Source organism: Streptomyces sp. NPDC101151, from assembly GCF_044768335.1.
In the GTDB taxonomy this organism is placed as follows: Bacteria; Actinomycetota; Actinomycetes; order Streptomycetales; family Streptomycetaceae; genus Streptomyces.
Genome location: NZ_JBIWPP010000012.1, coordinates 38,268 through 62,872 on the forward strand (window position 1 = coordinate 38,268; position 24,605 = coordinate 62,872).

The window sequence follows — 24,605 nt, forward strand, 5'->3', positions numbered from 1 at the left end:
CTGCGGGACATGAACGATCAGGACGCCTCCGCCCCGCTCTGGCCGACCGTCGACGCACTCTGGGAGCGCCTGGAATCGGCCCGCACGCACGCCGGCCCGGAAGGCATGCTGCTGCGCATCCTCAAACTCTCGGAGGAGGTCGGCGAGGTCGCGGAGGCGGTGATCGGGGCCACCGGCCAGAACCCCCGCAAGGGCGTCACCCACACCTGGGAGGACGTCCAGGCCGAGCTGTGCGACGTGGCGATCACGGCGCTCGTGGCATTGCGCACCCTCACCCCGGACGCGCAGGAGGTCTTCGACGCACATCTGAAGGGGGTACGGGATCGCCCACTGGCTCCGCCGGCCTGAGCGCCGATGCGCCGGCTCAGCCGACGAGGCGGGCCCTGAGGCGAGCCAGGGTGGGCACGTCGAGGCCGAGGCCGTCGGTCAGGAACGCTCCGAAGCTGCCGTAGTCCTGCACGGCCTGGTCCCGGAACGCGGCGAGGTAGTCGCTGCGCACCTCCTGAAGGGGGATCAGCAGATCGGGGTTCTGCATGTAGCCGGACGCCTTGAGCTGGTCCCGCAGTGCCTGATCGGAGGCCGCGCGCAGCTGGTTGGAGAGCAGATAGTCGCTTTCGGACGTCGACGCGGGGACACCGACGGCCCGCAGGACGGTGTCGGCGAGGATCCCGGTGCGGTCTTTGCCCGCCGAGCAGTGGAAGAGAACCGGCTTGGTGGAATTCGCGACGGTGCGGATGACGGCGCCGAGCGCGGCCCGGTCGGCGGAGTCGGTGACGAAGCCCCGGTAGAGGGTGCGCATCCGCTCCTCCGCCTTGCCGTCCCCGAGCACGGCCTGCTGGTACACCGGGTCCTTGCTGCGGACGGCCTGCCCGATGAAGGCGAAGAGGCTGGTGTCGTCGACCGGTTGGGGGAGAGAGGTGACGCCTGCCGGAAGCCGGTCGGTCCCGTCGGCCTGCACCTCGGCGGCGGTACGGAGATCGACGACACTGCCGAGCCCCAGGCCTCCCAGCGCGGTGACACCCTCCGGCGGGATCTTGGACAGACTCTCGGAGCGATAGACCCTGCCCCAGCGGGTGACCTTGCCGTCGTAGGTGCGGTAGCCGCCCATGTCACGGGCGTTGACGGTGCCGGGAACGGCGAGGACGCGTGGGGCGGGGACGGAGTGGAAGTGGGAGCTGCGCGCTCCTCGCAGGTGCTGGCCTGCAGCAGCGTGCGCCGCGACAGGAGCGAACGGGCCGGCAAGAGCCAGCGTGAGGGCGACCGCGCCGGCCGCGCGTGCTCTGCATCGCATACGTGTGCCCCTTTCTGGAAGCAGGGGCGGGAAGCTAGCGGGTGGATCTTGAGACCGGAATACGACGGCCCTGAAGCGACGCACCGGCTTCCGCCCTCAGCAATCGGCCAGGCCCACACCACAGCGATCGTTTCTGCAGGTCAGCAGCTTGTTCCTTGATCACTCAATCGTGGCCACACTCTGCGCCGACCGGATCGACGAACTCCGCCTCTCCCCGACGGTGCCGTCGCGACGCGGGCGGCGCTCCCTGGAGGACAGCGGCTTGCCCCTTCGCGGGGCGGTGGATCAGCACCTGTGTCCTGATCGGTCCTCAACGGCCCTTACCTGCACGGCAATTTCCTGCGGGGAATGGATCCGAGCGCTGCAGGAACGCTACAGACCGCATGCAGACGCCTTACAGAACGGCTGTTGCAGACTGACGGCGCGTTCCGCCAAAGACCGCGGTCTGGGCTTCGGAACTCCGGTCCCGGGACGCACCTCGACAGTGATCATGGGAGGTCCCTGAATGCCGTCCGCTCTCTATGGGGTCCCTGACGAATTCGACGTCGTCGTCATCGGCGGTGGACCGGCGGGAGCGACTACCGCCGGGCTTCTCGCACAGCGCGGCCGTCGCGTTCTCATCCTCGACCGCGAGCGTTTTCCCCGCTATCACGTGGGCGAGTCGCTCATCCCCGCGTTCATGCGCCCCATGCAGGAAATGGGAATAACCGAGCGCATGGACGCACGAGGCTTCGAAAGGAAATACGGCGGGACCCTGGTGTGGGGAAACAACCAGATCCCGTGGAACTTCTCCTTCGTCGAGGGCGGTGCCTACGAGTACGCCTTCCACACGCGCCGCGCCGACCTGGACGCACTGATCCTCGACCGGGCCCGGGAACTGGGTGCGCACGTCATCGAGGACGCCACCGTCAAGGAGCACATCGAGGTGGACGGCCGGGTCACCGGCGTGCGGTTCTCGCTGCGCGGGCTCGACGGGCTGCACGAGGTGCGCGCGTCGCTCGTGGTGGACGCGTCCGGGCAGGCCCGGGTGCTCGGCCGGCGGCTCACCGAGGTCGAATGGCACGACGACCTGCGCAACGTGGCCGTATGGACATACTTCGACAACTGCGAGCGGTTGCCGGACGACGAGTACACCAACATCCTCATCGAGGGGCTGGACGGCGGGTGGTTCTGGGCCATCCCCATCGACAAGGGCACGATCAGCGTCGGGTACGTGACACGCTCCGCGACAGCGGGCGAGAACGGCCAGTCGTTGGAGGAGCTCTTCCACGCCGAACGGGAGCGGACCACCAAGCTCAAGAAGATGCTCGCGGGAGCCCGGCAGTCCGCCGGATTCCGCACGGCCCGCGACTGGTCGTACCACAGCAACCGCTTCTACGGAGACGGCTGGGTGCTGGTCGGCGACGCAGCCGCGTTCGTCGATCCGCTGTTCTCCACCGGTGTCGCCCTCGCCACCCTGGCCGGCAGCACCCTCGCTCGGATCGTGGACCAGATCATCGAGCACCCGCAGATCGAGGAGAAGGCGCTCGACCGGTACGCGACCGCGTACTCCGGATTCTTCGACGAGATCAGGGCCTTCGTGGAGCGGTTCTACGACCGCACGAAGTACAAGGAGTTCTACTACAGCCTGGCTCAGGAAATGGTCGACCCCGAGCGCAAGAACGAGCCCTCGGCGGACTTCGTGACGCTCATCTCCGGGCTCAGCGGCAGGCATCCGCTGTTCCAGATCAACCTGGACGACCTGATCGCGGATGCCTCCACGCCCGGTGCCGAGGGCGCCGAGACGTCTCGTTCCTGACGGAATCCCAGCACAGAAGGCGAGCCGGGCGGGCCTGATATGACCAGCCATCAAGTGCAAATGCTGTTCGTGGATCTCGCATTGATCCTGTTACTCGCCCGGGCTCTCGGCCACCTGGCCACCCGGCTGAGGCAACCGCCGGTGGTGGGCGAGATCCTCGCCGGGGTGCTGCTGGGGCCGACGCTGCTGGACGGCGCCCTCGCGCAGACGCTCTTCCCCACCGACGTACGACCGCTGCTGACCGGCATGGCCAATCTCGGTGTCGCGCTGTTCATGTTCGGCGTCGGGCTGGAGATCGACACCGAGACGCTGCGCGGCCGGGGGCGGGTGACCGCGATGTCGGCCCTCGGTTCCACGGCCGTTCCGTTCGCGCTCGGTGTCGGTCTCGCGCTCTGTCTTCCGCAGGGCCACCACAGCGAGAACCGCGCGGCGTTCGTGGTCTTCATCGGACTCGCCGTGTCCGTGACCGCCTTCCCGGTGCTGGCCCGCATCCTCGCCGACCGGAACCTCTCCCGGACGGCGCTGGGCGGCATCGCGCTCGCCACCGCGGCCGCAGTCGACGTCGTCGCCTGGGCCGCGCTGGCGGCCGTCCAGGCCGCCGTGGGCGGCGGCGGCCATCACTGGACGGTGGCGCTGGTCCTGCCCTACGGGGCGCTGATGGCACTGGTCGTCCGGCCGCTGCTGCACAGGATCATGACCCCCGGCGGCAAGCCGGCCACGATCACCCCGCGCCTCTTCGCAGTGGTCCTGATCGGCACACTGCTGTCCGCCACGGCCACCGAGGCGATGGGCATGCACTTCATCTTCGGCGCCTTCCTGTTCGGCCTGGTGATGCCCCATCGCAACGCCCAGGCGCAACGCACGGACCTGCTCGACCAGACGGGTCGGCTCACCTCCGTGCTCCTGCCGGTGTACTTCGTCGTGGCGGGCCTCCAGGTCGACCTCGGGGGAATCGACGCCGCCCAGCTGGTGCAGCTCGGGGCGATCCTCCTGGTGGCCGTGGCCGGCAAGTTCGGCGGTACCTATCTGGCCGCGCGCTCGCAAGGCCTTGCGGGCCGCCCGGCCGCCGCACTGAGCGCGTTGATGAACACCCGAGGCCTGACCGAGCTGGTCATCCTCGGTATCGGTCTCCAGCTGGGACTGCTGGACGGGCCCCTGTACTCCCTGATGGTCGTCATGGCCGTGGTGACCACCGCCATGACCGGGCCGCTTCTCTCCCGTATCTACGCCAAACCGGTCGAGGTCTCCCGGCCGGCCCCCACGCGGCGTCCGGACCCGGCGACTGCGCCGCGGGCCTGATCCCATGGCGCGTCCCGACCCGACCCCACGAGCGCAGAGAGGGAACCGGTCCATGCCGTTGGTCGAGCGCGGACACGAACTGGCGGAACTGTCCGACCTGCTCCAGGTCTGCGAGCAGGGCGGCAGCGGGGCCGCGATGGTCAGTGGCGGCATCGGCTGCGGGAAGACCGAACTGCTGACCGCGGTGAAGAGCCTCGCCACCGCCCAGGGCTTTCTGGTGCTGTGGGCGGTGGGCTCCTGGGCCGAGCGTGAGTCGCCGGGCAGCGTGCTCAGCCAGTTGCTGCGCGGCGCGGGCGGCCCCCTGGGCGAGGGGCACGACATCACCGGGCTGCTCGACGCGGTGGCACGCGGACAGGGCGTGACGGACGGCTGTGAGGCGGGCCACGGCTTCGGGCAGCAGACCCTCGACTCGGCCACGACCGGGGCGCTGCACCAGCTGTGCCTGGAGGTCGTCCGGGCCGCCGGCCGTGTGCCGGTGCTCATCTGCGTCGACGATGCGCAGTTCACCGACTCGCTGTCCCTTTACTGGCTGCTGCAATTGCTGCGTCGGTCCCGGTCCGCGCCGATCGTCCTCCTGGTCGCGGAATGCACACTCTCCAAGCCGGCCCACCCCCAGTTGCACGCCGAGCTGCTGCGGCAGCCGAACTACCGTCACCTGTCGTTGGAGCGGCTGTCCGAGGACGGCGTGGCCTCTGTGCTCGCCAACCAGTTGGGTCCGGAGACGGCCCACGCGCTGGCCGCCGACTGCCATCGGGTCAGCGGCGGAAATCCGCTGCTGGTCCGGGCACTCGTGGAGGACCACCGGCACGCCGGAGCGCCACTCGACGGGTCCGCCCCGCGGCTGGCCGTCGCAGACGCCTACGGCGAGACGGTCCTGAGCTGCATCCACCGCGGACGGCCGGTGCTGCTGCGGCTGGCCCAGGCACTGGCCGTGCTGGGTCCCGACGCCGAACCCGGTGTGCTGGCCAGGCTCCTGGACGAGGACGAGGCCACGATGAGCCGCGGCCTGTACGCACTGGAGGCCGCGGGTCTGCTGGCCTCGGGGCAACTGCATCCGGTCGCCCGTACGGCGGTGCTGGCGAGCGTGGCCCCACAGCGGCGTTCGGCGTTGTACGGGCGGGCCGCCGAGCTGCTGTACCAGGACGGTGCGGCCGCGGCCAGAGTGGGTCGACTGCTGATCGAAGCCGAGGCCGGGGGCCGCCCCTGGGCACTGCACGTGCTGTGCCAGGCGGCGGAACAGAACCTGGCCGTCGACCGGATCGCGGACGCGCACGCGTGTCTGGAGGCGGCGTTGCAGATCTGCGACGACGACGGCACGCGCATGGGCATCAAGGCGCTGTACGCCAGTACGGCATGGATGCTCAACCCCTCCATCAGCGCCCGGCACCTCGGTGAGCTGGCCGCGGCACTGCACGACGGCCGCCTGCCGGACCGGCACGCCCTGACGCTCGCCAAGTTCCTCTTGTGGCACGGGCGTTTCGACGAGGCACTGGAGGCGGTGGAACGCATCGACGACGGCGGGCCGGACGGATCCGCCACCGATCCGGCTGCGGCGGAGATCCGGGCGACCAGGGAGCTCCTGTCGACCACGTATCCCCTGTCGGTGCCGTCGTCGTCCGGTGAGTACGGGCGCGCGGCCGGCAGTCCCCGTCGTCTCGAAGAGGATCCCCGGGTGCTGGGGGCCATGGCTCTGTCACATGTGCTCACCCACGGGCCCGACGACGAGGCGGTGGCCGACGCGGAGACGGCGCTGCGCTCCATGCGGCTGAGCAAGAGCACCCAGGAGTGGATCGCGTGCGCCACGTCGGTGCTGGAGTTCACCGATCGGCTCGACGCGGCCGCCAACTGGTGCGACCACTGGCTGGAGCAGGCCCGTACCCGGCGGGTGCCGCTGTGGGAGGCCGAGTTCGCGTCCCTGCGGGCTCGGGTCGCCCTGCGCCAGGGCCGTCCGACGGAGGCCCGCCGGCTCGCGGAGGCGGCGCTCACCCAGGTGCCGGCCGAGAGCTGGGGCGTGTGCATCGGAGGACCGCTGGCCAATCTGGTGCATGCGGCGACCTGGACCGGGGACCACGAGGCCGCTGCGGCCTATCTCGAAGTCCCGGTGCCGCAGGGGATGTTCAAAAGCCGATTCGGTCTGTACTTCCTGCATGCACGCGGGTGCCACTATCTGGAGACCGGGCGCCCGTACGCCGCGCTGGACGACTTCACCACCTGCGGAAACCTGATGCAGGCCTGGGGATTTGACCAGCCGACGCTGGTGCCGTGGCGTTCGGAGTCGGCTCGTGCCCATCTGGCGCTGGCCGACCCCGTACGCGCTCACGTCCTTGCGCGCGAGGAACTCGCGCTCACCGGCGAGCGGCCTTCACGGGCGCGGGGTATGGCGTTGCGGGCGGTGGCGGCGAGCGGACCGCCCGACGAGCGGGCCGGTCTGCTCACCGAGGCAGTGGCGCTGCTGCGGGACTGCGGCGACCGGTTCCAGCTGGCTGCGGCACTGGGCGAACTCGCACGCGTCCACGCGGGGTCGGGCAGGACGGCACGGGCCCGGCAGGAACTGTTGACGGCATCCCGGCTGGCGGCGGACATCGGCGCTGCGCCCCTGGTCAGGGAACTGGCCAGGGAGGGCAGCAGGCCGCGGCAGGGCGGCTCCGCCGTGCTTGCCGCGCCGAGCGGGCTGGAACTGCTCAGCGGGGCGGAGCGCCGGGTGGCGGTGCTTGCGGCGCGTGGCCTCACGAACCGCGAGATAGCCGTGAAGCTGGCCGTGACCCCGAGCACCGTCGAACAGCACCTCACCCGGATCTTCAAGAAGCTCGGCGTCCGCACGCGGCAGGAGCTGCAGGCGATGGGTGCCTGCGAAGCGGGCGCAGACTGAGCGGCCGGACCGGTCCGGCTCGCCGATCCCACGCGTCCCATGGATTTCACCGATCTCACGAAGAAGGGCGAGTGCCTTGCAGAACAGTCGCAGCGCGCAGCGGCGCGCGGACCAGTACGACGTGGCCATACTCGGCAGTGGCATGGCGGGCGGCATGCTGGGGGCGGTCCTCGCCCGCAATGGCGTGAAGGTCCTGTTGCTCGACGCCGGCACTCACCCGCGTTTCGCCGTCGGTGAGTCCACCATTCCGTACACGTCCGGCCTGACGAGGATCATCGCCGAGCGGTACAACGTTCCGGAGATCAAGCCGCTCGCCAGCCACAAGGGAATCAGCCGGCACGTCTCACGCTCCTGCGGCCAGAAGCAGAACTTCGGCTTCGTGTACCACCGTGAAGGGTTGTCGCAGAGCCCCGAGGAGATCAACCAGCTGGTCGTCCCGTCGGCCCTGCGCACCGAGACGCACCTCTTCCGGCAGGACATCGACTCCTACCTGTTCAACGTGGCGGTCAAGTACGGTGCGCACCCGCGGCTGAACACGCGGATCGCGGACGTGGAGATCGACCCGGACAGCGGTGCCGTCCTGCGCACCGACAAGGGCGAGGAGTTCCGGGCCAGTTACGTGGTCGACGGCAGCGGGTTCCGCTCACCGCTTGCGGACAAGTTCGCTCTGCGGGAGACACCGACCCGCGCCCGCACGCACTCCCGGACCCTGTTCACCCACATGATCGGCGTCCGTCCGTTCGACCAGGCTCCGGCGGCACGGTCCCACCAGCAGCCGAATCCCTGGCACCACGGCACGCTGCACCACGTCTTCGACGGCGGCTGGCTGTGGGTGATCCCCTTCGACAATCACGCGGACTCCATCAACCCCCTGTGCAGTGTGGGCCTGACGCTGGACCCCCGGGTCTTTCCGAAGGACGACACCCCCGGACAGGAAGAGTTCGACGCGTTCCTCGGCCGGTTCCCGGACATCGCGTGGCAGTTCAGAGACGCCAAAGCGGTACGGCCGTGGGTGTCGACGGGGCGGCTGCAGTACTCGGCCAAGCAGGTCGTCGGTGAGCGGTTCTGCCTCACCTCGCACGCGGCCGGGTTCATCGACGCGCTCTACTCGCGCGGCCTGACGAACACCATGGAGATCGTCAATTCCCTTGGCTGGCGGCTGATCGCCGCCTCCCGCGACGGCGACTGGTCCCTGGAGCGCTTCTCCTACCTGGAGACACTGCAGCAGGGACTCTTCGACTTCCACGACGACCTGGTCTACAGCTCCTTCGTCGGCTTCCGGGACTACGAACTGTGGAACGCGGTGAACCGCACCTGGATGCTCGGCACGATGCTCGGCAACGTCATGCTCGAGGACGCCTACTACCGGTTCACCCGCAGCGGCGACGCGGAGGTGTTCCGGCAGCTGGAGGACTCCGCACTTCCGGGCTCGCCCCTTCCCGTGAGCGAGGGATTCAACGCGATGAGCACCCTCACGCGGGAGCTGTGCCAGGCGGTCGAGAAGGGTGAGCTCGCACCGCGCGCGGCTGCCCAGCAAATCCTCGACTGTATTCGTGACGCCGATTTCATCGCCCCATCGTTCCGTCTCGGACAACGCGGCACCCGATGCTTCAGCATGTCCCCCGCAAAGATGGCAAAGAATGCCGTCTGGTGCCGCAGGGATGCCCCTCCGGAGATCGGCCCGCGCATGATCAACGCCAGTAAGGGATTGGTCCGCATGCGCCTTATGGGCGGGTAGAAGAAATACCCCCCTACGCTCTGCTAGGGGTCTCCGTGGGGGGCGCGTCACAGAAATTGGGGGCTGCTATCGAAAATGGCAGCGGATTAGGCTTCCGAATGTGCGGCAGAAAACTCCGAACAGCAGGAAGTGAATCAGCGAATGGTTGCGAATCCCGCTCAGGATCCTTCGGATCTCATTGCCGTCGTCGGAATGGCCGGACGTTTCCCGGGCGCCCCTGACACCGAGGGTCTCTGGAAGCTCCTGATGGACCGCGGCGACGCGATCCGCACCGTCCCGGCCGACCGCTGGGATGCCTCCGGGCAGCTCGATCCGGAGCGGGAGATCCAGGGCGTCGGCGGTTTCATCGAAGGGGTCGACCTGTTCGACGCCGGCTTCTTCGGCATCTCGCCGCGCGAAGCCGCCGCCATCGACCCCCAGCAGCGGCTCCTGCTGGAGATGGGCTGGCGGGCACTGGAGGACGCGGGGCAACGCACCGCCGACCTCGCGGGTTCGCGCACCGGGGTGTACGTCGGCGCCTCGTGGCACGACTACGAGCTGCTGCGCAAGGAGCGCGGCGCCCGCCCGACCCCGCACAGTCTGGTCGGCAACGCCCTCGACGTCATCGCCGCCCGCATGTCCTACGTGTTCAAGCTGCGCGGGCCCAGCATGACCGTGGAGACCGGCTGTTCGTCCTCGCTCGTCGCCCTGCACCTGGCCTCCCAGGCCCTGCGGCAGGGCGAGATCGACGCTGCGATCGTGGGCGCCGCCAACCTCATGCTCGACCCCCATGTGACGGTCGGCCTGACCCACTTCGGGGCGCTCTCGCCCGACGGTCGCTGCCAGACCTTCTCGGACTCCGCGAACGGGTTCGTACGGGGCGAGGGGGTCGCAGCGCTCTATGTGAAGACCCTGCGCCGCGCGCTGGAGGACGGCGACCGCATCCACGGCGTCGTCGTGCGCACGGTCGTCAACAACGACGGTGGTGGCGAGAGCCTGGTGACGCCGAGCCCCGAGGGCCAGGACGACCTGCTGCGCCGTGCCTATGACGGCCGCGTCGTGCCGGCCGGTTCACCCGCCTACATAGAGGCGCACGGCACCGGGACCGGGCGCGGCGATCCGATCGAGACGGCGTCCATCGGGCGGATCCTCGGCGGGGACCGCGCCGACGACCCGGTCCTGGTGGGCTCCATCAAGACCAACATCGGCCATCTGGAGGCCGCCGCGGGAATGGCGGGGTTGTTCAAACTCCTCCTCGCGCTGCGCCATCGCGTCCTTCCGCCGAGCCTGCATGCGGAGCACCTCAACCCCGACATCCCCTTCGACGAGCTGAACGTGCGCGTGGTGCGCGAACCTCGGCCGCTGCCCGCTGCGGGCCCCGTGTATCTGGGCGTCAACTCCTTCGGCTGGGGCGGCACCAACGCGCATGTGGTGGTGATGAGCCCGCCCGAGCCGACAGCCCCTCACCCGGCCCCGGCCGCTCACCCGGCCGCGGGACTGCCGCCCTTCCTGCCGTTGTCGGCGCGGGAGCCGTCCGTACTGGCCGAGCGGGTGCGGCAGTTGGCGAACGTGGTGCCCGCCGCCGCCGACGACGGCGTTCCCGCCCTCGCGGGAACGCTCGCCTGGCGGCGCGACCACTTCCCCGAGCGCGCCGCCGTGCTCGCCGCCGATCCCGAGGAACTGCGTGCCGGACTCGCCTCACTCGCCGACGCGTCCGGAGCCGCCGGCGAAGAAGCCGCCGACAGCCTGCCCCATGTGGTGCGGGGACGGGGCCGGGAGCTCGGCCGCACGGCGTTCGTGTTCCCCGGACAGGGCTCGCAGTGGAACCGCATGGGGCAGGAGCTCTTCCGCGACAGCCCGTTGTTCGCCGAGGTCGTCGGGCGCTGCGCCAAGGCGCTCAGTCCACACGTCGACTGGGACCTCACCGCCGTCTTCACCGGTGAGTCCGGTGACGAGTGGATGTCCCGCATCGACATGCTCCAGCCCACACTGTGGGCCATGTCCCTGGGCCTCGCCGAACTGTGGCGGGCCGGCGGAGTGGAGCCCGACGTGGTGCTGGGGCACAGCCAGGGCGAGATCACGGCGGCCACGCTCGCCGGGATCCTCACGTACGAGGACGCTGCGCTGGTGATGGCGCGGCGCAGCGCGATCGCCCGGCGCACCTCGGGGCGCGGGCGGATGCTCGCCGTGGATCTGGACCGGGAGACCGCGCTCGCCGCACTGGAGGGATTCGAGGACACCGTCGCACTCGCCGTGCACAACGGCCCCAGTTCCTGCGTGCTGTCCGGCGACGACGAGTCGGTGCTGATGCTGCGGGAGCTGCTGGAGGCGGACGGCACGTACTGCCGGCTGGTGAACGTCGACTACGCCTCGCACAGTCCGCAGATGGACGAGCTGCGGGACGACCTGCTGACGGCACTCGCCCCCGTCCGGCCGCGCCCCGGCGAGCTGGAACTGATGTCGACGGTGCGCGGGCGTCTGCTGGACGGCCCGGAGATGGACACCGCGTACTGGGTGGAGAACCTGCGCAGCCCCGTCCTGTTCGCCGATGCGATGACCGCTCTCCTCGACTCCGGGGTCACCCATGTCGTCGAGATCAGTCCGCACCCGGTGCTGGCCCCCGCGATCGAGCAGCTCGCCGCGTCCCGGGCCGAGCCGCCGGCCGTTCTGTCCACCCTGCGCCGCCACCACGGCTCCACCGGCGATGCCGCACTCGCTCTGGCACGCGGGTACGTGGCCGGGCTCGCACCCTTCGGGCTGCTGCCCCGGCACGACCTCGTGCCGGTCCCGGGCTATCCGCTGAAGCCGCAGAGCCACTGGATCCCCGAGCGCGGCCACCGCGCCGGGAGCACCCCCGGCTTCGAGGCTCCGCTGGTGCCGGCCCCGGGCGAGGCCGGCACCTGGCACGCGGCGCTGGAGGTGTCGTCGACCGACCTGCCGTGGCTGGCGGACCATCGTGTGCACGACACGGCCGTGCTGCCGGGAACGGCAATGCTGACGGCCGCCCTTCACACCGTGCGGGCCCGCTGGGGTGCGCTGCCGCGCAGGCTGGAGCACGTCGTCTTCCACAAGGGGATCGCCGTCACGGAGTCCCCGGCCCGGCTGACGGCCGCATGGCATGACGAACTCGCCGACGGCGGGCGGTTCCGGCTGCTGTCGCTGCCCGAGGGCGGCGAGGCTTGGCAGGTGAACGCCGAGGCCCACGCCTACCGCCTGGCCGCCGACGTCACGCTGCCACGGTTCCCGGACTGGGCCGTGCCGTCCGAGCCGTCCGAACCGTCCGAGCCGGAGGAGTTCTACCGTGAGTGGGCCGCACGCGGCCTGTCGTACGGACCCGCTTTCCGGACCGTACGACGGATCCGGCTGCACGGCGACGGCCTGCGGGCCCTTGGCGAGGTGACTCTGCCGGAGGGGCTTCGGGCCGCGAATCGGGCCCACGCACTGCACCCGGCCCTGTGGGACGGCGCCCTCCAGATCTCGCTCGCGCTCTGCTCCGACCTGGGTGACGGGGCGGCGCTCGTGCCCACGGCGATCCGCTCCGTACAGATCCACCAGGAACCGGAAGAGCCCGTCACGACCCTGTGGTCCCACGCCGTACGCCGTACGGACGGCACGCTCGACGTCGATCTCTTCGACACCGCGCGGGAGCCTTTGATGTCCCTGGCAGGGCTCAGGCTGGAGCCGTTGCCGGTGGAGGCCGGGAACGGGCTGGACAGCGCGCGGCTGCACCACCTGGGGTGGACGGAGCTTCCGGCCCTCGGGGCCGCGCGGACTCCCGCCGCCGCCGGGGGCGGTTGGGCCGTCTGCGGAGGCGTGGACGGGACCGGTGCCGCGGTCGTGGCCGCCCTGCGCGCGACGGGCAGGGAGGCCGTGCTCGTGCCCGGCCCGGGCCTGGGGCCGGACGACGACCCGCTCGCCGGGGTGGCGCAGCCCGAAGGCGTGGCCTGGCTGGCGCCGCGGGCCGAGGAGGGAGCCCAGGCGCAGGAGTCCGGTCTCGGCCGGCTGGCCGCTCTGGTCCGGGCCTGCGCGGACCGGGGCGTGCCGCCGCGGCTCACCGTCGTGACCGTGGGGGCACAGGCCGTGGAGAGCACGGATGTTCCCGACCCCGGCGCCGCGATGTACTGGGGCTTCGCACGCGTACTGCGGCGCGAGCACGGGGAGTTGACACCGCGGGTCGTCGACGTCGTGGCCGACGACCCGAACTGGGCGGACCGCTGCGCGGCGGAAGTGCTCGGGGACGACGACGAGGACCAGGTCGCACTGCGCGGTGGCCGGCGTCTCGGCGCCCGGCTGATCCGTGGCGCCGTGCCCGAGGAACGGCTCGCCGCGCTGCCGCCGCAGCACACCCGGACGCAGCCGTTCCAGCTGGCTCCGGGCTCCGGCGACGGGGCGCTCCGGTACGTCCCACTGGCGCGCCGCGTGCCCGGGCGGGACGAGGTGGAGATCGAGGTCACCGCCGCGACGCTGGAACCGGCCGACACCGCACGGGACACGGCTCTGCAGCGGGCCACTGCCGCCCTCCACGGCTTCGCGGGAGAGGTCACCGCCGTGGGCCCCGGTGTGTCCCGTCCCCGCCCGGGCGACCGCGTGGTCGCCTGCGGTCCCGGCGCACCGGCCACCCATGTGACGGTACGCATCGAGCACGTCCGGCCGCTTCCGGAGGGGCTGAACGACGCCGACGCCGCGGCACTGCTGCCGGCCGGTGCCATCGCGTGGTACGCGCTGGACGAGGTCGGCCGGCTCGCCGCGGGTGAGACGGCGCTCATCCACTCGGGCGTCGGCGCGGTCGCCGGGGCCGCCGTGCAGATCGCCGGGGCGCGTGGTGCCCGGGTCCTCGTGGTCGCGGACGAGGCGGAGGACGGTGCCTTGCGGGCGCTGGGGGCCGAGCAGGTTCTCGACGCTCGTGAGCTGTCCTGGCCGCGCGCCGTGCGCGAGGCCACCGGCGGCCGGGGCGCGGACGTCGTGCTGTGCCCCGCCACCGGTTCGGGCCCTGAGTACGGGCTCGACGCACTCGCCGACGACGGCCGGCTCATCGCGCTGACCGGCCAGGACGCCACCGCAGCCCCGGCGGCAGGGGCCTCGCTCGCCCCGGCCGCCCTCCGCAGCGGTGTCAGTGTGACGTCGTTGGACCCCGCCGGCCTGCTCGGACGCCGTCCGGAACACTTCGCCCGCTCCGTGGACGCGGTCTCCCGGCTGATCTCACAGGGGACGCTGCGGCCCGCCAGGGCGCGGCATCTCACGTTCGGCGAGACGACCGGGACGCCGGGATCCGCGGGCGCGACATCACAGTCCTGTGTGCTCGTCGGGCCGTCGACGGTGGAACGGGTGACGCCGCTGGCGATGCCCGACGACCGGTTCCGGCCCGACGGCACGTATGTGATCACGGGCGGTCTGGGGGCGCTGGGCCTGTCCCTGGCCGAGTTCCTGGCCGCGAACGGCGCGGGCGCGCTGCTGCTCGTCGGTCGCTCCGAGGTCCGGCCGGAGGTCACGGCCCGTCTGGAGGCGCTGCGGGCCGGCGGCACGCTGGTGCGGACCGTGCGCTGCGACATCACGGACCAGTCGGCGCTGAGCCGCGCGTTGGGGCAGGCCCGGCGCCAACTGCCTCCGCTGCGTGGTGTGTTCCATGCCGCCGGCGTGCTGGCGGACGCCACGGTTCGCACGCTGACGCCGGAGCAGATCGCGGCCGTGGTGCGGCCGAAGGCCGACGGGGCCCGGAATCTGGAAGCCGTCACGGCCGGGGATCCGCTGGACTGCTTCGTGCTGTTCTCGTCCGCCGCCGCACTGTTCGGCAACGCAGGCCAGGCGGCCTACGCGGCGGCCAACGCGGCACTGGACGCCTGTGCCGAGGCGCGCCGCAGCCGAGGGCTTCCCGCGCTGAGTGTGCAGTGGGGACCCTTCTCGGACGTCGGACTGGCGGCGGAGGACAGCCGGCGCGGCGCCCGGTTGGAGGAGCGCGGCATGGGCGGCTTCCCGGCCGCCGAGGCGTGGCCCGCACTCGCGCGGATGCTGACCCGGGGCGAGGCGGTGACCGGCTATGTACCGCTCGACCTCAGGCAGTGGTTCGACGCCTATCCGGACGCCGCCGCCTGCGGCAGCTGGCAGGTGCTGCGCGCCGCCTCCGTGCAGGGCGACGGCAGGAGTTCGACGGCCGGTGAGTTCCGGGCGCGTCTGGCTCAGGCGCCGGTCGGCGAACGCGTCGGGCTGATCGAGGCCAAGATCCGGGAGCTGACGTCCAGGGTCCTGCGTCTCGCCCCGGAAGCGGTCGGGCGAGAGGCCGCGTTCAAGTCGCTCGGCCTGGACTCACTCATGAGTCTCGAACTGCGCAACCGGCTGGAGTCGGCGTTCGGCCTACGGCTCTCACCCACCCTCCTGTGGGCCTACGGCTCGTCGAAGGCGCTCGCCGCGGCACTCGGCGAGCAGCTGTCCGCGCCCCCGGAGGGCGCCTGATCCGGGCGCCTGCCCGATCCCCCACGCTCTGTCGGATTCGATCGCGAGGAACCCAGTTCATGGCTCAGACCAGCACCGGTGACACGACGGACGACAACGCCGTGCCGGCACGCAAGCAGACCCCCCTCACCCGCGCGCTCGAAACGATCAGGACCCTGCGCCGGCGGCTCGACGAACACGAGGGCGACCAGCCGATCGCCGTCGTCGGCATCGGCCTGCGCCTGCCCGGCGGTATCGACGACCTGGAGGGGTACTGGTCGGCGCTGGCCGAGGGCCGGGACTTCGTGCGCCCCCTGCCCGAGGCGCGCAAAGGCCCGTTCGCCGCAGCGTGGGAAGGGCTGCCCCAGCGTGGCGGCTTCCTCGACGACGTGCTCGGCTTCGACGCCGACTTCTTCGGCATCAGCCCCCGCGAGGCCAGACACCTCGATCCCCAGCACCGGCTGCTGCTGGAGGTCTCCTGGGAGGCCCTGGAGAACGCGGCCATACCGGCGGAGCGCCTGGACAGCGTCACGGCAGGGGTCTATCTGGGCATCATGTGGCAGGACTACCGGGAGTGGCTGGAGTCCGAGCCCGACGCCTACGCGACCACCGGCAACGGCCACAACTTCGCGGCCGGCCGCATCGCCCACGCACTCGGACTGCGCGGCCCGGCGGTCGCCGTCGACACCGCCTGTTCGTCCTCGCTGGTCGCGGTGCATCTGGCCGCCCAGGCCCTGCGCCGCGGGGAATGCACGATCGCCTTCGCCGCGGGGGCCAATCTCATCATGTCCCCCCGCTCGATGCGCCTCGTGCAGGAGACCCGGTCCCTGGCGCCCGACGGCCTGTGCAAGACGTTCGACGCCCGCGCCAACGGCTTCACACGCGGCGAGGGTTGCGGTGCGGTCGTACTGAAGCGTCTGGACCACGCTCTGCGCGACGGCGACCGGGTGCATGCCGTCCTGCACGCCACGGCGGTCAATCAGGACGGCCGCTCCGGCGGGTTCACCGCGCCCAATGTGCTGTCCCAGGTCTCGCTCATCGAGACGGCGCTGGCCCAGGCCGGGCTGGAGCCGTCGGACATCGGCCATGTCGAGGCGCACGGTACGGGGACCGCGCTCGGCGACCCGATCGAGATGGAGGCGCTGGCGACGGCCCTGGGCCGCCGCAACGGGGGCGCGCCGCTGCCGGTGGGCTCGGTGAAGACCAACTTCGGCCATCTGGAGAGCGCGGCCGGCATCACGGGGCTGATCAAGGCGGTGCTGACGCTGCGACACCGCCAGGTGCCGCCGCTCGTGCACTTCCGTACGCTCAACCCGCGCATCGATCTGTCCGGCACGGGCATCACCGTGCCCGGCGAGTTGACCGACTGGCCGGCCGGAGCCGGCCGCTACGCCGCCGTCAGCTCGTTCGGGATGAGCGGCACCAACGCGCACGTCGTGCTGGCCCAGGCGCCGGAACCGGTCGACGCTCAGCCGGCGGACGCACCACGGGTCACCGGCTTCGATCTGTCGGCCCACAGCACCGGGGCACTGCGGGAGCTGGCGGCCCGGTACGCGGACCATCTCGACGACACCCCCGCCGCCGGCACCGAGGCCGGGTTCGCCGCGTTCGCCTACACCGCGACCCACGGCCGCAGCCGCCTCCCCGTGCGTGCCCGGATCACGGCCGGTGACGCGGTCGCCGCGCGGGCCGCCCTCCGGGCGCTCGCCACGGGATCCGGGTCGGACGCGATGGAGGCCGCACAGGCATCATCCGGGGAGGGCGCGGCCGAGGGGGCGCTGCCGGTTCCGGAGCTGCCTCGGCGGGTCGCCGACCTGCCGTCGTACCCGTGGCAGCGCCGGCCGTACGCACCGGCGTCGGTGCCCGCGGCGTCGGCCGCGCCCCGGTCCGCTGCGCCGCCTGTCGCCTCCGGTGACGGTACGCCCCTGCAGCCTGCCGGCGTACCGGCGCCCGGTCCTGGCGGTCCGGCACTGCCCGTCGCCCACGAGGTCGTCTGGGAGACGCTCCCCCAGGTCGACACGCCCACCGGGCAGTTCGTCGTGGCAGGCGACGACAACGCACTGCTGGAAGCGCTGATGGCCCAGGCGGAGCACGGCATCGTGCTCGCCCCGCACCCCGTGGCCGTACCGGACGGCTGGCAGTACGCGCCCCTGCCCGTCGAGGCCCATGAGTGGGTCCGGTTCTGGAGCGGCCGGGAGACGGCTGCCCCCACCTCGCTCCTGCTGGCGTTCCGCTCCTTCGCGGTCGCCTCCGCCGCGGCGCCCGACGACCCCGTCGCGGCCACGGCCTCGCTGTGCGCGGCCGTGACGGCGGCGGTGCGCGGGCTCCACGACGTCGGGGGGCCGCACCGCGTACACGTCCTGACCCGGGGCACACTGCGCGTCGCCGACGGTGAGCGGACGGCGTCGACCGGCCATGGGGCGCTGCACGGACTCGCCCCCGTGCTCGGCCTCGAACTCGGGTCCGCCTGGGGCGGGATCGTCGACCTGCCCCACGAGCCCACCCCCGCCGACCTGCGCGCCCTGCTCGGCTTCGCCGCGCGCCAGACGCAGGCGGTGTCGGCCGGCGACGGCCTGCCCGCCGAGGACGCCGCGGCGATCCGCGCGGGTGCGGTGCGCGGGGCACGTCTGCGCAGAGCGGTCCCGCATCCGTCCGCGCTGCCGGTGCGGGCCGATGCGACGTATCTGGTGACGGGCGGCCTGGGAGCTGTGGGGCGCGAGTTGACCCAGGAGCTGGTGACGCGCGGGGCCCGGCATCTGCTGCTCATCGGCAGGCGGCCGGAACAGGACCTGGCGCCCCCGGCACAGGCGCTCATGGAAAGGCTGCGCACGCAAGGTGCCGAGGTCGTCTACCGCTCGGGCGGCTGCGACACCCGCGAGGCGCTCGACGCGGCCTGTGCGCCCCTTCGGGGCATGCCACCGGTGCGCGGCGTCGTGCACGCGGCGGGCACCGTGGACCGTGCCCCGGCGGCCGAGACGGCCCGGCGCGACTTCGAGGCGGCACTGGTCGCCAAGGCGGCCCCCGCCTGGTTGCTCCATCTGGCATCGGCCGACTGGCCGTTGGACTTCTTCGTGCTGGTCTCCTCGGTCTCCGCGCTGTGGGGCACCGAGGGCTGCGCGGCGTACTCGGCGGCGAACGGAGCCCTGGACGCCCTCGCGGCGCACCGGGCGGGCTCCGGGCTGCCGGCGGTGAGCCTGGCATACGGTCCCTGGGCGCTGGACGGCGCCGGGATGGCCGACGACGCCTCACGCGAGAAGTTCGCCCGGCTCGGCGTCGGTCCGCTCTCCCCCGAAGCCGGCCGGGCCTCGCTGACCGGGCAGGCCGGATCGCCCGCGGGCCATACCGTGGTCTGTCCGCTCGATCTGCCACGGCTGACCCGGATCATGTCCGGACTGCGCCCCCGCGGCCTGTTCTCCGGTACCCCGGAGGCGGTCGAGAGCTCCCCGTCCGCGCGGGAGGCGTGCGTCGCCGACGAACTCGCCGCACTGGCGCCGAAGGCGCGCGAGGAGGCGATCCGCGGCCATGTCCGCCGGCTGCTCGCAGAGCAGCTCGGGCACGCCGAGCCGGACGCGGTCCGGGAGGATGCCGGATTCCTGGACCTGGGCCTGGATTCGATCATGGCGGTGGACCTGTCGGAGCGGCTGTCCACGGTGTTCGGCCTCGGCTTCCAGGTCGCGGACGTCTTCAACCACCCCACGGTCCGCGAGTTGAGCCGGTTCCTGCTGGAGCGGCCGTCCGCGCTGCCGTCCTCCGTCACGCCACCCCAGCCCGCCCCGCCGCCGTCCCCCGACGCACCGCTGCCCCGGCCGTCCGCCGTCGCAGTGCCCCACCCCGCCGCGGACGACCGCGAACCCATCGCCCTCGTCGGCATGGCGGGCCGCTTCCCCGGAGCGGATTCCGTGGACGAGCTGTGGGATCTGCTGAGCGAGGGCCGGGACGGCGTCGGGACCGTGCCGCCCGGCCGCTGGGACGAGGAGCTTGTGCACAGCACGGGTCCGGCCGGCCGGATCACCACCGACCAGGGCGGCTTCCTGCACGACCTGGACCGGTTCGACGCGGCTTTCTTCGACATCCCGGCTCGGGAGGCCGAGAACCTCGACCCGCAGCAGCGGCTCCTGCTGGAGTCGGCCTGGCACGCCCTGGAGGACGCCGGCATCGACCCCAAGAGCCTTCGGGGCTCGCGTACCGGCGTGTTCGTCGGCATCAGCTATTCGGACTACGCGCGGCTGCTGGCCCGGGGCGGACCCGACGGCGTCGACGCGTACTACAGCACCGGTACGGCGCTGAACGCGGCCGCCGGGCGTCTGGCCTTCACCCTGGGGCTGAACGGACCGGCCGTGGCCGTGGACACGGCCTGCTCGTCCTCGCTGGTGGCCCTGCATCTGGCGGTGCGCTCGTTGCGCTCGGGCGAGACCGACACCGTGCTCGCCGGCGGTGTCAACGTCCTGCTCGACCCGCTGTCCTCCGTCGCGGTCAGCCAGGCCCACATGCTCTCGCCGCGCGGCCGCTGCCGGACGTTCTCCGCCGGAGCGGACGGCTTCGTGCGCTCCGAGGCATGCGGCGTGCTCGCCCTCAAACGCCTCGGCGACGCCCGGCGTGACGGCGACCGGGTCCTGGCCGTGATCCGCGGCACCGCCGTCAATCAGGACGGCGCCTCCTCGGGACTGACCGCACCCAGCGGCCGGGCGCAGGAGTCGATGCTCGCGGCGGCCCTCGCGGACGCCGGCGTCGCGGGGCGCGAGGTGTCGTATCTGGAGGCCCACGGGACCGGTACCGCGCTGGGCGACCCGATCGAACTGGGTGCCGCCTGGCGGATGCTCGGCCCGGAGCGGCGCCCCGGCGAAGCGCTGCTGGTGGGATCGGTCAAGAGCAATGTGGGGCACTGCGAGTCGGCGGCGGGCGTCGTCGGCGTCATCAAGACCGTTTTGGCGCTGCGCCACGGAGTGATCCCGGCCAACCTCCACTTCGACGAACCCAATCCGCATGTGCCGTGGGCCGACATGAACCTCCGCGTGGCCGACACACCGACCCCCTGGCGGGCCGGTGAGCGGCCCCGGCTGGCAGGAGTCTCCGGGTTCGGCTTCACCGGGACCAACGCGCACGTCCTGCTGTCGGACGCCCCGCCCGTCACCTCTCCGGCGACGGCCGCGGCGCCCGGCGCGCCCCGGACGCACCTCGTCCCGCTGTCCGCCCCCGACGCGGCGGGCCTGGAGCGGCTCACCGAGGCCTGGGAGCGGCGGCTGTCGCAGGCGACCGAGGAGGAACTGCCGGCCCTGGCCTCGGCGGCGGGCGCCGGGCGCGCCCACTTCCCCTACCGGCGCGCCCTGTCGGGCCGCTCCGGGGATCAGCTGAGGTCGGCTCTGCGCGGCGCCGCGCCGGTCCGGGAACCCGCGCGCGCTCCCCGGGTCGCGTTCCTCTTCTCGGGCCAGGGCAGCCAGTACTTCGGCATGGGCCGGGAGCTGTACGAGACCGAGCCGGTCTTCCGGGAGGTCTTCGACTCCTGCGATCAGGTGCTCGCTCCCCGACTGGGCGCCTCACTGACCGAGCTGACGCTGTACGGGAGCGACCCGCGGCTGATCGACGAGACCCGGGTGACGCAGCCCGCGCTGGTGACGCTGGAGATCGCGCTGGCGGCCCTGTGGGAGTCCTGGGGCGTGACGCCCGCCGTCGTCATGGGACACAGCGTCGGTGAGATCGCCGCGGCCCTGCATGCGGGGGTGATGGACCTGCCGACGGGGCTGGGCCTGATCTCCGAGCGTGCACGGCTGATGCAGGACACCCGGCGCGGCGCGATGCTGGCGGTCGTCGCGTCCGAGGAGCAGGTGCTCGACTGGATCGACGGCACGGGTCTGGACCTCGCGGCCGTCAACGCCCCCGAGTCGACCGTGGTCTCCGGTGCTCCCGAGGCAGTGGACGCGCTCGCCGCCCGGCTGAAGGAACAGGGGGTCAGGTCCCGGCGGCTCAGCGTCTCGCACGCCTTCCACTCGCGCCTGCTGGACCCGGCACTGTCCCAGCTGGCCGAGAGCATGGGAGCGTTCGAGTTCCGCGCGCCCCGGCTGCCCGTGGTGTCCAACCTCACCGGCGGGCTCGCGGACGCGGACTCCTACGACGTGGACTACTGGTGCCGGCATGCCCGCAACCCGGTCCGGTTCCACGACGGCGCACGCCGGCTGGACTCCCTCGGTATCGACGTGTGCCTGGAGATCGGGCCGGACCGGACCCTGATCAATCTCGTGCGGTCCGCCGGCCTCGAACCGGCCGGCGGTCTCGCGGCCTCACTGCGGCGTGGCAGGGGCGACCGCGACTCGCTGCTGACCGCCGCCGGAACGCTCTACGAACGGGGAGCGGACCTCGACTGGAACGCCGTGCACCGGCGCGACGGCGCACCCCGGGTCGGCGCACCCGTGTACCCGTTCGCCGCGACACGGCACTGGACACAGGCACGGAGCGCCCCTCAGGCGGCCCGCCCGCGGCACCACGGGCCGGCCTGGGGCACCGAGTTGCGCTCTCCCGCCCTGCGCGGACGGGTTTTCGTCACCGAGCGCAGCACCGTCTATCCGCCCCACCTCACCGACCACCGGCTGTTCGGCACGGTGTCGGTCCCCGGGGCGTCCCAGACGGCCACCGCCCTGTCGGCACTGGGCGACGGAGGCGTGCCGGTCGCTCTGGAGGACCTGCACTTCCCGCGGGCACTGGTCCTGCGGGACGGGGAGTGCTACGAGCTCCAGACCCTCGCAGGCGAGCGGGAACACGGTACCCGGACCGTGAGCGTGCAGAGCCTCGTCGACCCTCGACGCGACCAGTGGCAGGAGCATTTGGCGGCCCGGGTCGTGCCCGCGGAGCCGGCCCGGCCACGGGCCACGCCGGACCGCGACGCCTTCGTCGCCACCGCCGAGCGGCATCTGAGCGGCGAAGCCTTCTACCGCCATCTGCACACGCTCGGTTACCACCTGGGTCCCTCCTTCCGCTGGATCGGGGACGTGTGGATCACAGGCGACGAGGCGCTCGTCCGCTTCGTGCAGCCGCGGGACACGAAGGAGCCCTCGTCGGCCTACGAGATCCACCCGGGGCTGCTGGACTCCTGTCTGCAGAGCACGGTCGCCTTCGGGGTGGACCAGCCCGGGGCGGATCCGGTCGCGGAGGCCCGCGAGCTCGCGATCCCCTTCGCGGCAGCCCGGCTCGACTTCCCCGGCCGGCCGGGGCCGGACGAGGAGCTGTGGGGTCACGTACGGGCGGTGCGGCAGCGCAGCTCCGGTGACTTCCTCCAGGTGGAGTCCGCTGATCTGCATCTGTTCGGGGCCGGCGGCTCGACCGTGCTCGCCGTGGACGGATTCCGGTTCCGTGCCGCCCCGCGTGCGCTGCTCGAGCGTTCTCTGCGCACGGGGACGGAGCACGCGTACGAACTGGTGTGGACGCCGGTGGAACAGCCCTCCGCGTCGGCCGCCCGGCAGGACATCGCCCTTCTCGGCGCCGACGACGAGACCGGACGGACCGCACGTGTGGCGCTGGAGGCCCAGGGGCACCGCGTCAGCGCCGTGGACGCGGCCGGGCTCGCCGCCGCCGACGCGGATCTCGTCGTCGACGCCCGCTTCCATGCGCCGGACCGCCCGACCGCGCAGGACGCGGACGCCACTCTGGCCGCCGCCCTGGAGCTTGCCGAGTCCCTGCGGGCCGCGCCCGCCGCTGTTCCGTACGCCGTGCTCTGCGCGGACACGGACTCCGCGGCGCCGCTGCGCGAGGCGCTGTGGGGTCTGCTCGCCTCGCTGGCCGCCGAGCAGCCCGGTCGCCGGCTGCTGCGGATCGGGCTGACCCCGGACTGGGACGCCGGCACCCTGGCGCGCACCCTGGTGGCGGGGCCGCGCGAGGGCGTCCTGGCTGTGTCCGCGCACACCGTCCGCACGGCTCACCTGACGCCGTTGCGGGACACCGGCCCGCAGGACGGGACGGGCGCGATCGGCGCGCAGGAGGCGGACGGACGAGGCGAGGAACCGGGTGCACCCGGTGGCGTGCTGATCACCGGCGGGCTGGGGGCACTCGGGCTCAGCACCGCGGCGTTCCTCGCCCGGCGCACGTTCCCGTCGCTCACGTTGATGTCGCGCTCCGCTCCGGACGACGCCGCCCGTGCCCTGCTCGACGAACTGAAAGCGGGCGGCACCCGGGTCCACGTGGTGCGCGGCGATGTCACCGATCCGGACGACTGCCGGGCAGCCGTGGCCCGTGCCGAGCAGGACGGCCCGCTGCGTCTGGTGTTCCATCTGGCGGGTACCGCCGACGACCACGCCTTCGAGCAGCTGACGGCCGGTTCCTTCGAGACGGTCTTCGCGGCCAAGGCCCGGGGAGCCGTCACCCTCGCCGAGGCCCTGGGCGAGCGCACGCTGGATGCCTTCGTGCTCTACTCCTCGGCCTCCAGCGTGCTCGGCTCGGCGGGGCAGGCGAACTATGCGGCGGCCAACGGATTCCTGGACGGGCTGGCCCGACTGCTGCGATCCCGCGGGATCCCGGCCACCAGTGTCGACTGGGGCCCGTGGAGCCCGCGTTCGGGACGCGGACTGGCCGCCACCGACAGCGTCGAGCGGGCCGCCGCCCGCCTGGGCATCCGGCCGCTGACGGACGAAGAGGCGGACGAGCTGCTCTCCGTGGCCCTGGACGGGCGTCGGGAGAGGCTGGTCGCGGTTGCCGTGGACCGGTCCCGGCACGCCGAAGCACTGTCGGGCCGTGGCCGCACCAGCCTGTTCGACGGATCGCTCCCCCGTCCCGCCCAGGCCGAGGAGCCTGCCCGTGGGTGGTTGCGGGCGGAGCTCGAAGGACTCGGCCGCGAGCGCGGCGATGCCCGTCTCCGCGCGGAGATAGGCGCACTGGCCGGCGAGGTGCTCGGCGAAGACTCCGCGGTCGACGAGGAACGGGGCTTCGGGGACATGGGGTTGGACTCGATCATGGTGATCGACCTGCGGACCCGGCTCTCGCAGGCGCTGGACACCGACCTGCCCGCGACGATCGCCTTCGACCACCCCACCGTAGCCCGGCTCTCCGCACACGTCATGGCCGGGCTGTACGGCGATGAGCACCAGGCGTCCGCCCCCGCGGACCACGCACCGGCCGTCTCCGAATCCGCGACCGACGACGGTTCCCTGCAGAGCCTGACCTTCGACGAACTCCTCCACGCCGTGCAGGCGGACGTGGCGGCAGAGAAATGAGGGCGCAGACC

8 protein-coding genes are annotated in these 24,605 nt (G+C 72.3%); 7 read left to right on the plus strand and 1 reads right to left on the minus strand.

Translation table 11 applies throughout. From position 1 onward, the window contains the following. Positions 1–9: 9 nt before the first annotated feature. A complete protein-coding gene (locus ACIRU3_RS22910) occupies positions 10–348 on the plus strand; it encodes a MazG-like family protein (protein ID WP_404059047.1) in 339 nt (112 codons plus the stop codon). Positions 349–364: 16 nt separating this feature from the next. On the opposite strand, the gene ACIRU3_RS22915 is transcribed toward ACIRU3_RS22910, so the two are convergent. Continuing rightward, positions 365–1,291, minus strand: coding sequence for a tyrosine-protein phosphatase (locus ACIRU3_RS22915; RefSeq protein ID WP_404059050.1), 927 nt, complete (start codon positions 1,289–1,291; stop codon positions 365–367). Positions 1,292–1,796: 505 nt separating this feature from the next. Between ACIRU3_RS22915 and ACIRU3_RS22920 the strand changes: the two genes are divergently transcribed. From ACIRU3_RS22920 to ACIRU3_RS22945, 6 genes are all read left to right on the plus strand, one after another. Continuing rightward, on the plus strand, positions 1,797–3,089 hold the full coding sequence (locus ACIRU3_RS22920) for an NAD(P)/FAD-dependent oxidoreductase (RefSeq protein ID WP_404059052.1): 1,293 nt from the start codon (positions 1,797–1,799) through the stop codon (positions 3,087–3,089). 60 nt (positions 3,090–3,149) lie between these two features. Next, positions 3,150–4,388, plus strand: coding sequence for a cation:proton antiporter (locus tag ACIRU3_RS22925; protein ID WP_404059055.1), 1,239 nt, complete (start codon positions 3,150–3,152; stop codon positions 4,386–4,388). A gap of 52 nt (positions 4,389–4,440) precedes the next feature. Further along, the gene (locus ACIRU3_RS22930) at positions 4,441–7,257 is read left to right on the plus strand and encodes an AAA family ATPase (RefSeq protein WP_404059057.1); all 2,817 of its coding nucleotides are present in this window, start codon (positions 4,441–4,443) and stop codon (positions 7,255–7,257) included. 76 nt (positions 7,258–7,333) lie between these two features. Next, positions 7,334–8,995 carry an NAD(P)/FAD-dependent oxidoreductase gene (locus ACIRU3_RS22935; RefSeq protein ID WP_404059059.1) on the plus strand — a complete coding sequence of 554 codons (1,662 nt, stop codon included), beginning with the start codon at positions 7,334–7,336 and terminating at the stop codon, positions 8,993–8,995. 141 nt (positions 8,996–9,136) lie between these two features. Then, positions 9,137–15,421, plus strand: a complete 6,285-nt coding sequence (locus tag ACIRU3_RS22940) for an SDR family NAD(P)-dependent oxidoreductase (RefSeq protein WP_404059062.1) — start codon at positions 9,137–9,139, stop codon at positions 15,419–15,421. A gap of 59 nt (positions 15,422–15,480) precedes the next feature. Continuing rightward, positions 15,481–24,594 (plus strand): SDR family NAD(P)-dependent oxidoreductase, encoded by a 9,114-nt coding sequence (locus ACIRU3_RS22945; protein ID WP_404059065.1) that lies wholly within the window; start codon positions 15,481–15,483, stop codon positions 24,592–24,594. Positions 24,595–24,605: the final 11 nt, after the last annotated feature.

Bases quoted from the DNA above. Each gene is read 5' to 3' on its own strand.
- ACIRU3_RS22915 (WP_404059050.1), bottom strand. From the start codon at position 1,291: ATGCGATGCAGAGCACGCGCGGCCGGCGCGGTCGCCCTCACGCTGGCT.
- ACIRU3_RS22925 (WP_404059055.1), top strand. From the start codon at position 3,150: ATGCTGTTCGTGGATCTCGCATTGATCCTGTTACTCGCCCGGGCTCTC.
- ACIRU3_RS22930 (WP_404059057.1), top strand. From the start codon at position 4,441: ATGCCGTTGGTCGAGCGCGGACACGAACTGGCGGAACTGTCCGACCTG.
- ACIRU3_RS22910 (WP_404059047.1), top strand. From the start codon at position 10: ATGAACGATCAGGACGCCTCCGCCCCGCTCTGGCCGACCGTCGACGCA.
- ACIRU3_RS22940 (WP_404059062.1), top strand. From the start codon at position 9,137: ATGGTTGCGAATCCCGCTCAGGATCCTTCGGATCTCATTGCCGTCGTC.
- ACIRU3_RS22945 (WP_404059065.1), top strand. From the start codon at position 15,481: ATGGCTCAGACCAGCACCGGTGACACGACGGACGACAACGCCGTGCCG.
- ACIRU3_RS22920 (WP_404059052.1), top strand. From the start codon at position 1,797: ATGCCGTCCGCTCTCTATGGGGTCCCTGACGAATTCGACGTCGTCGTC.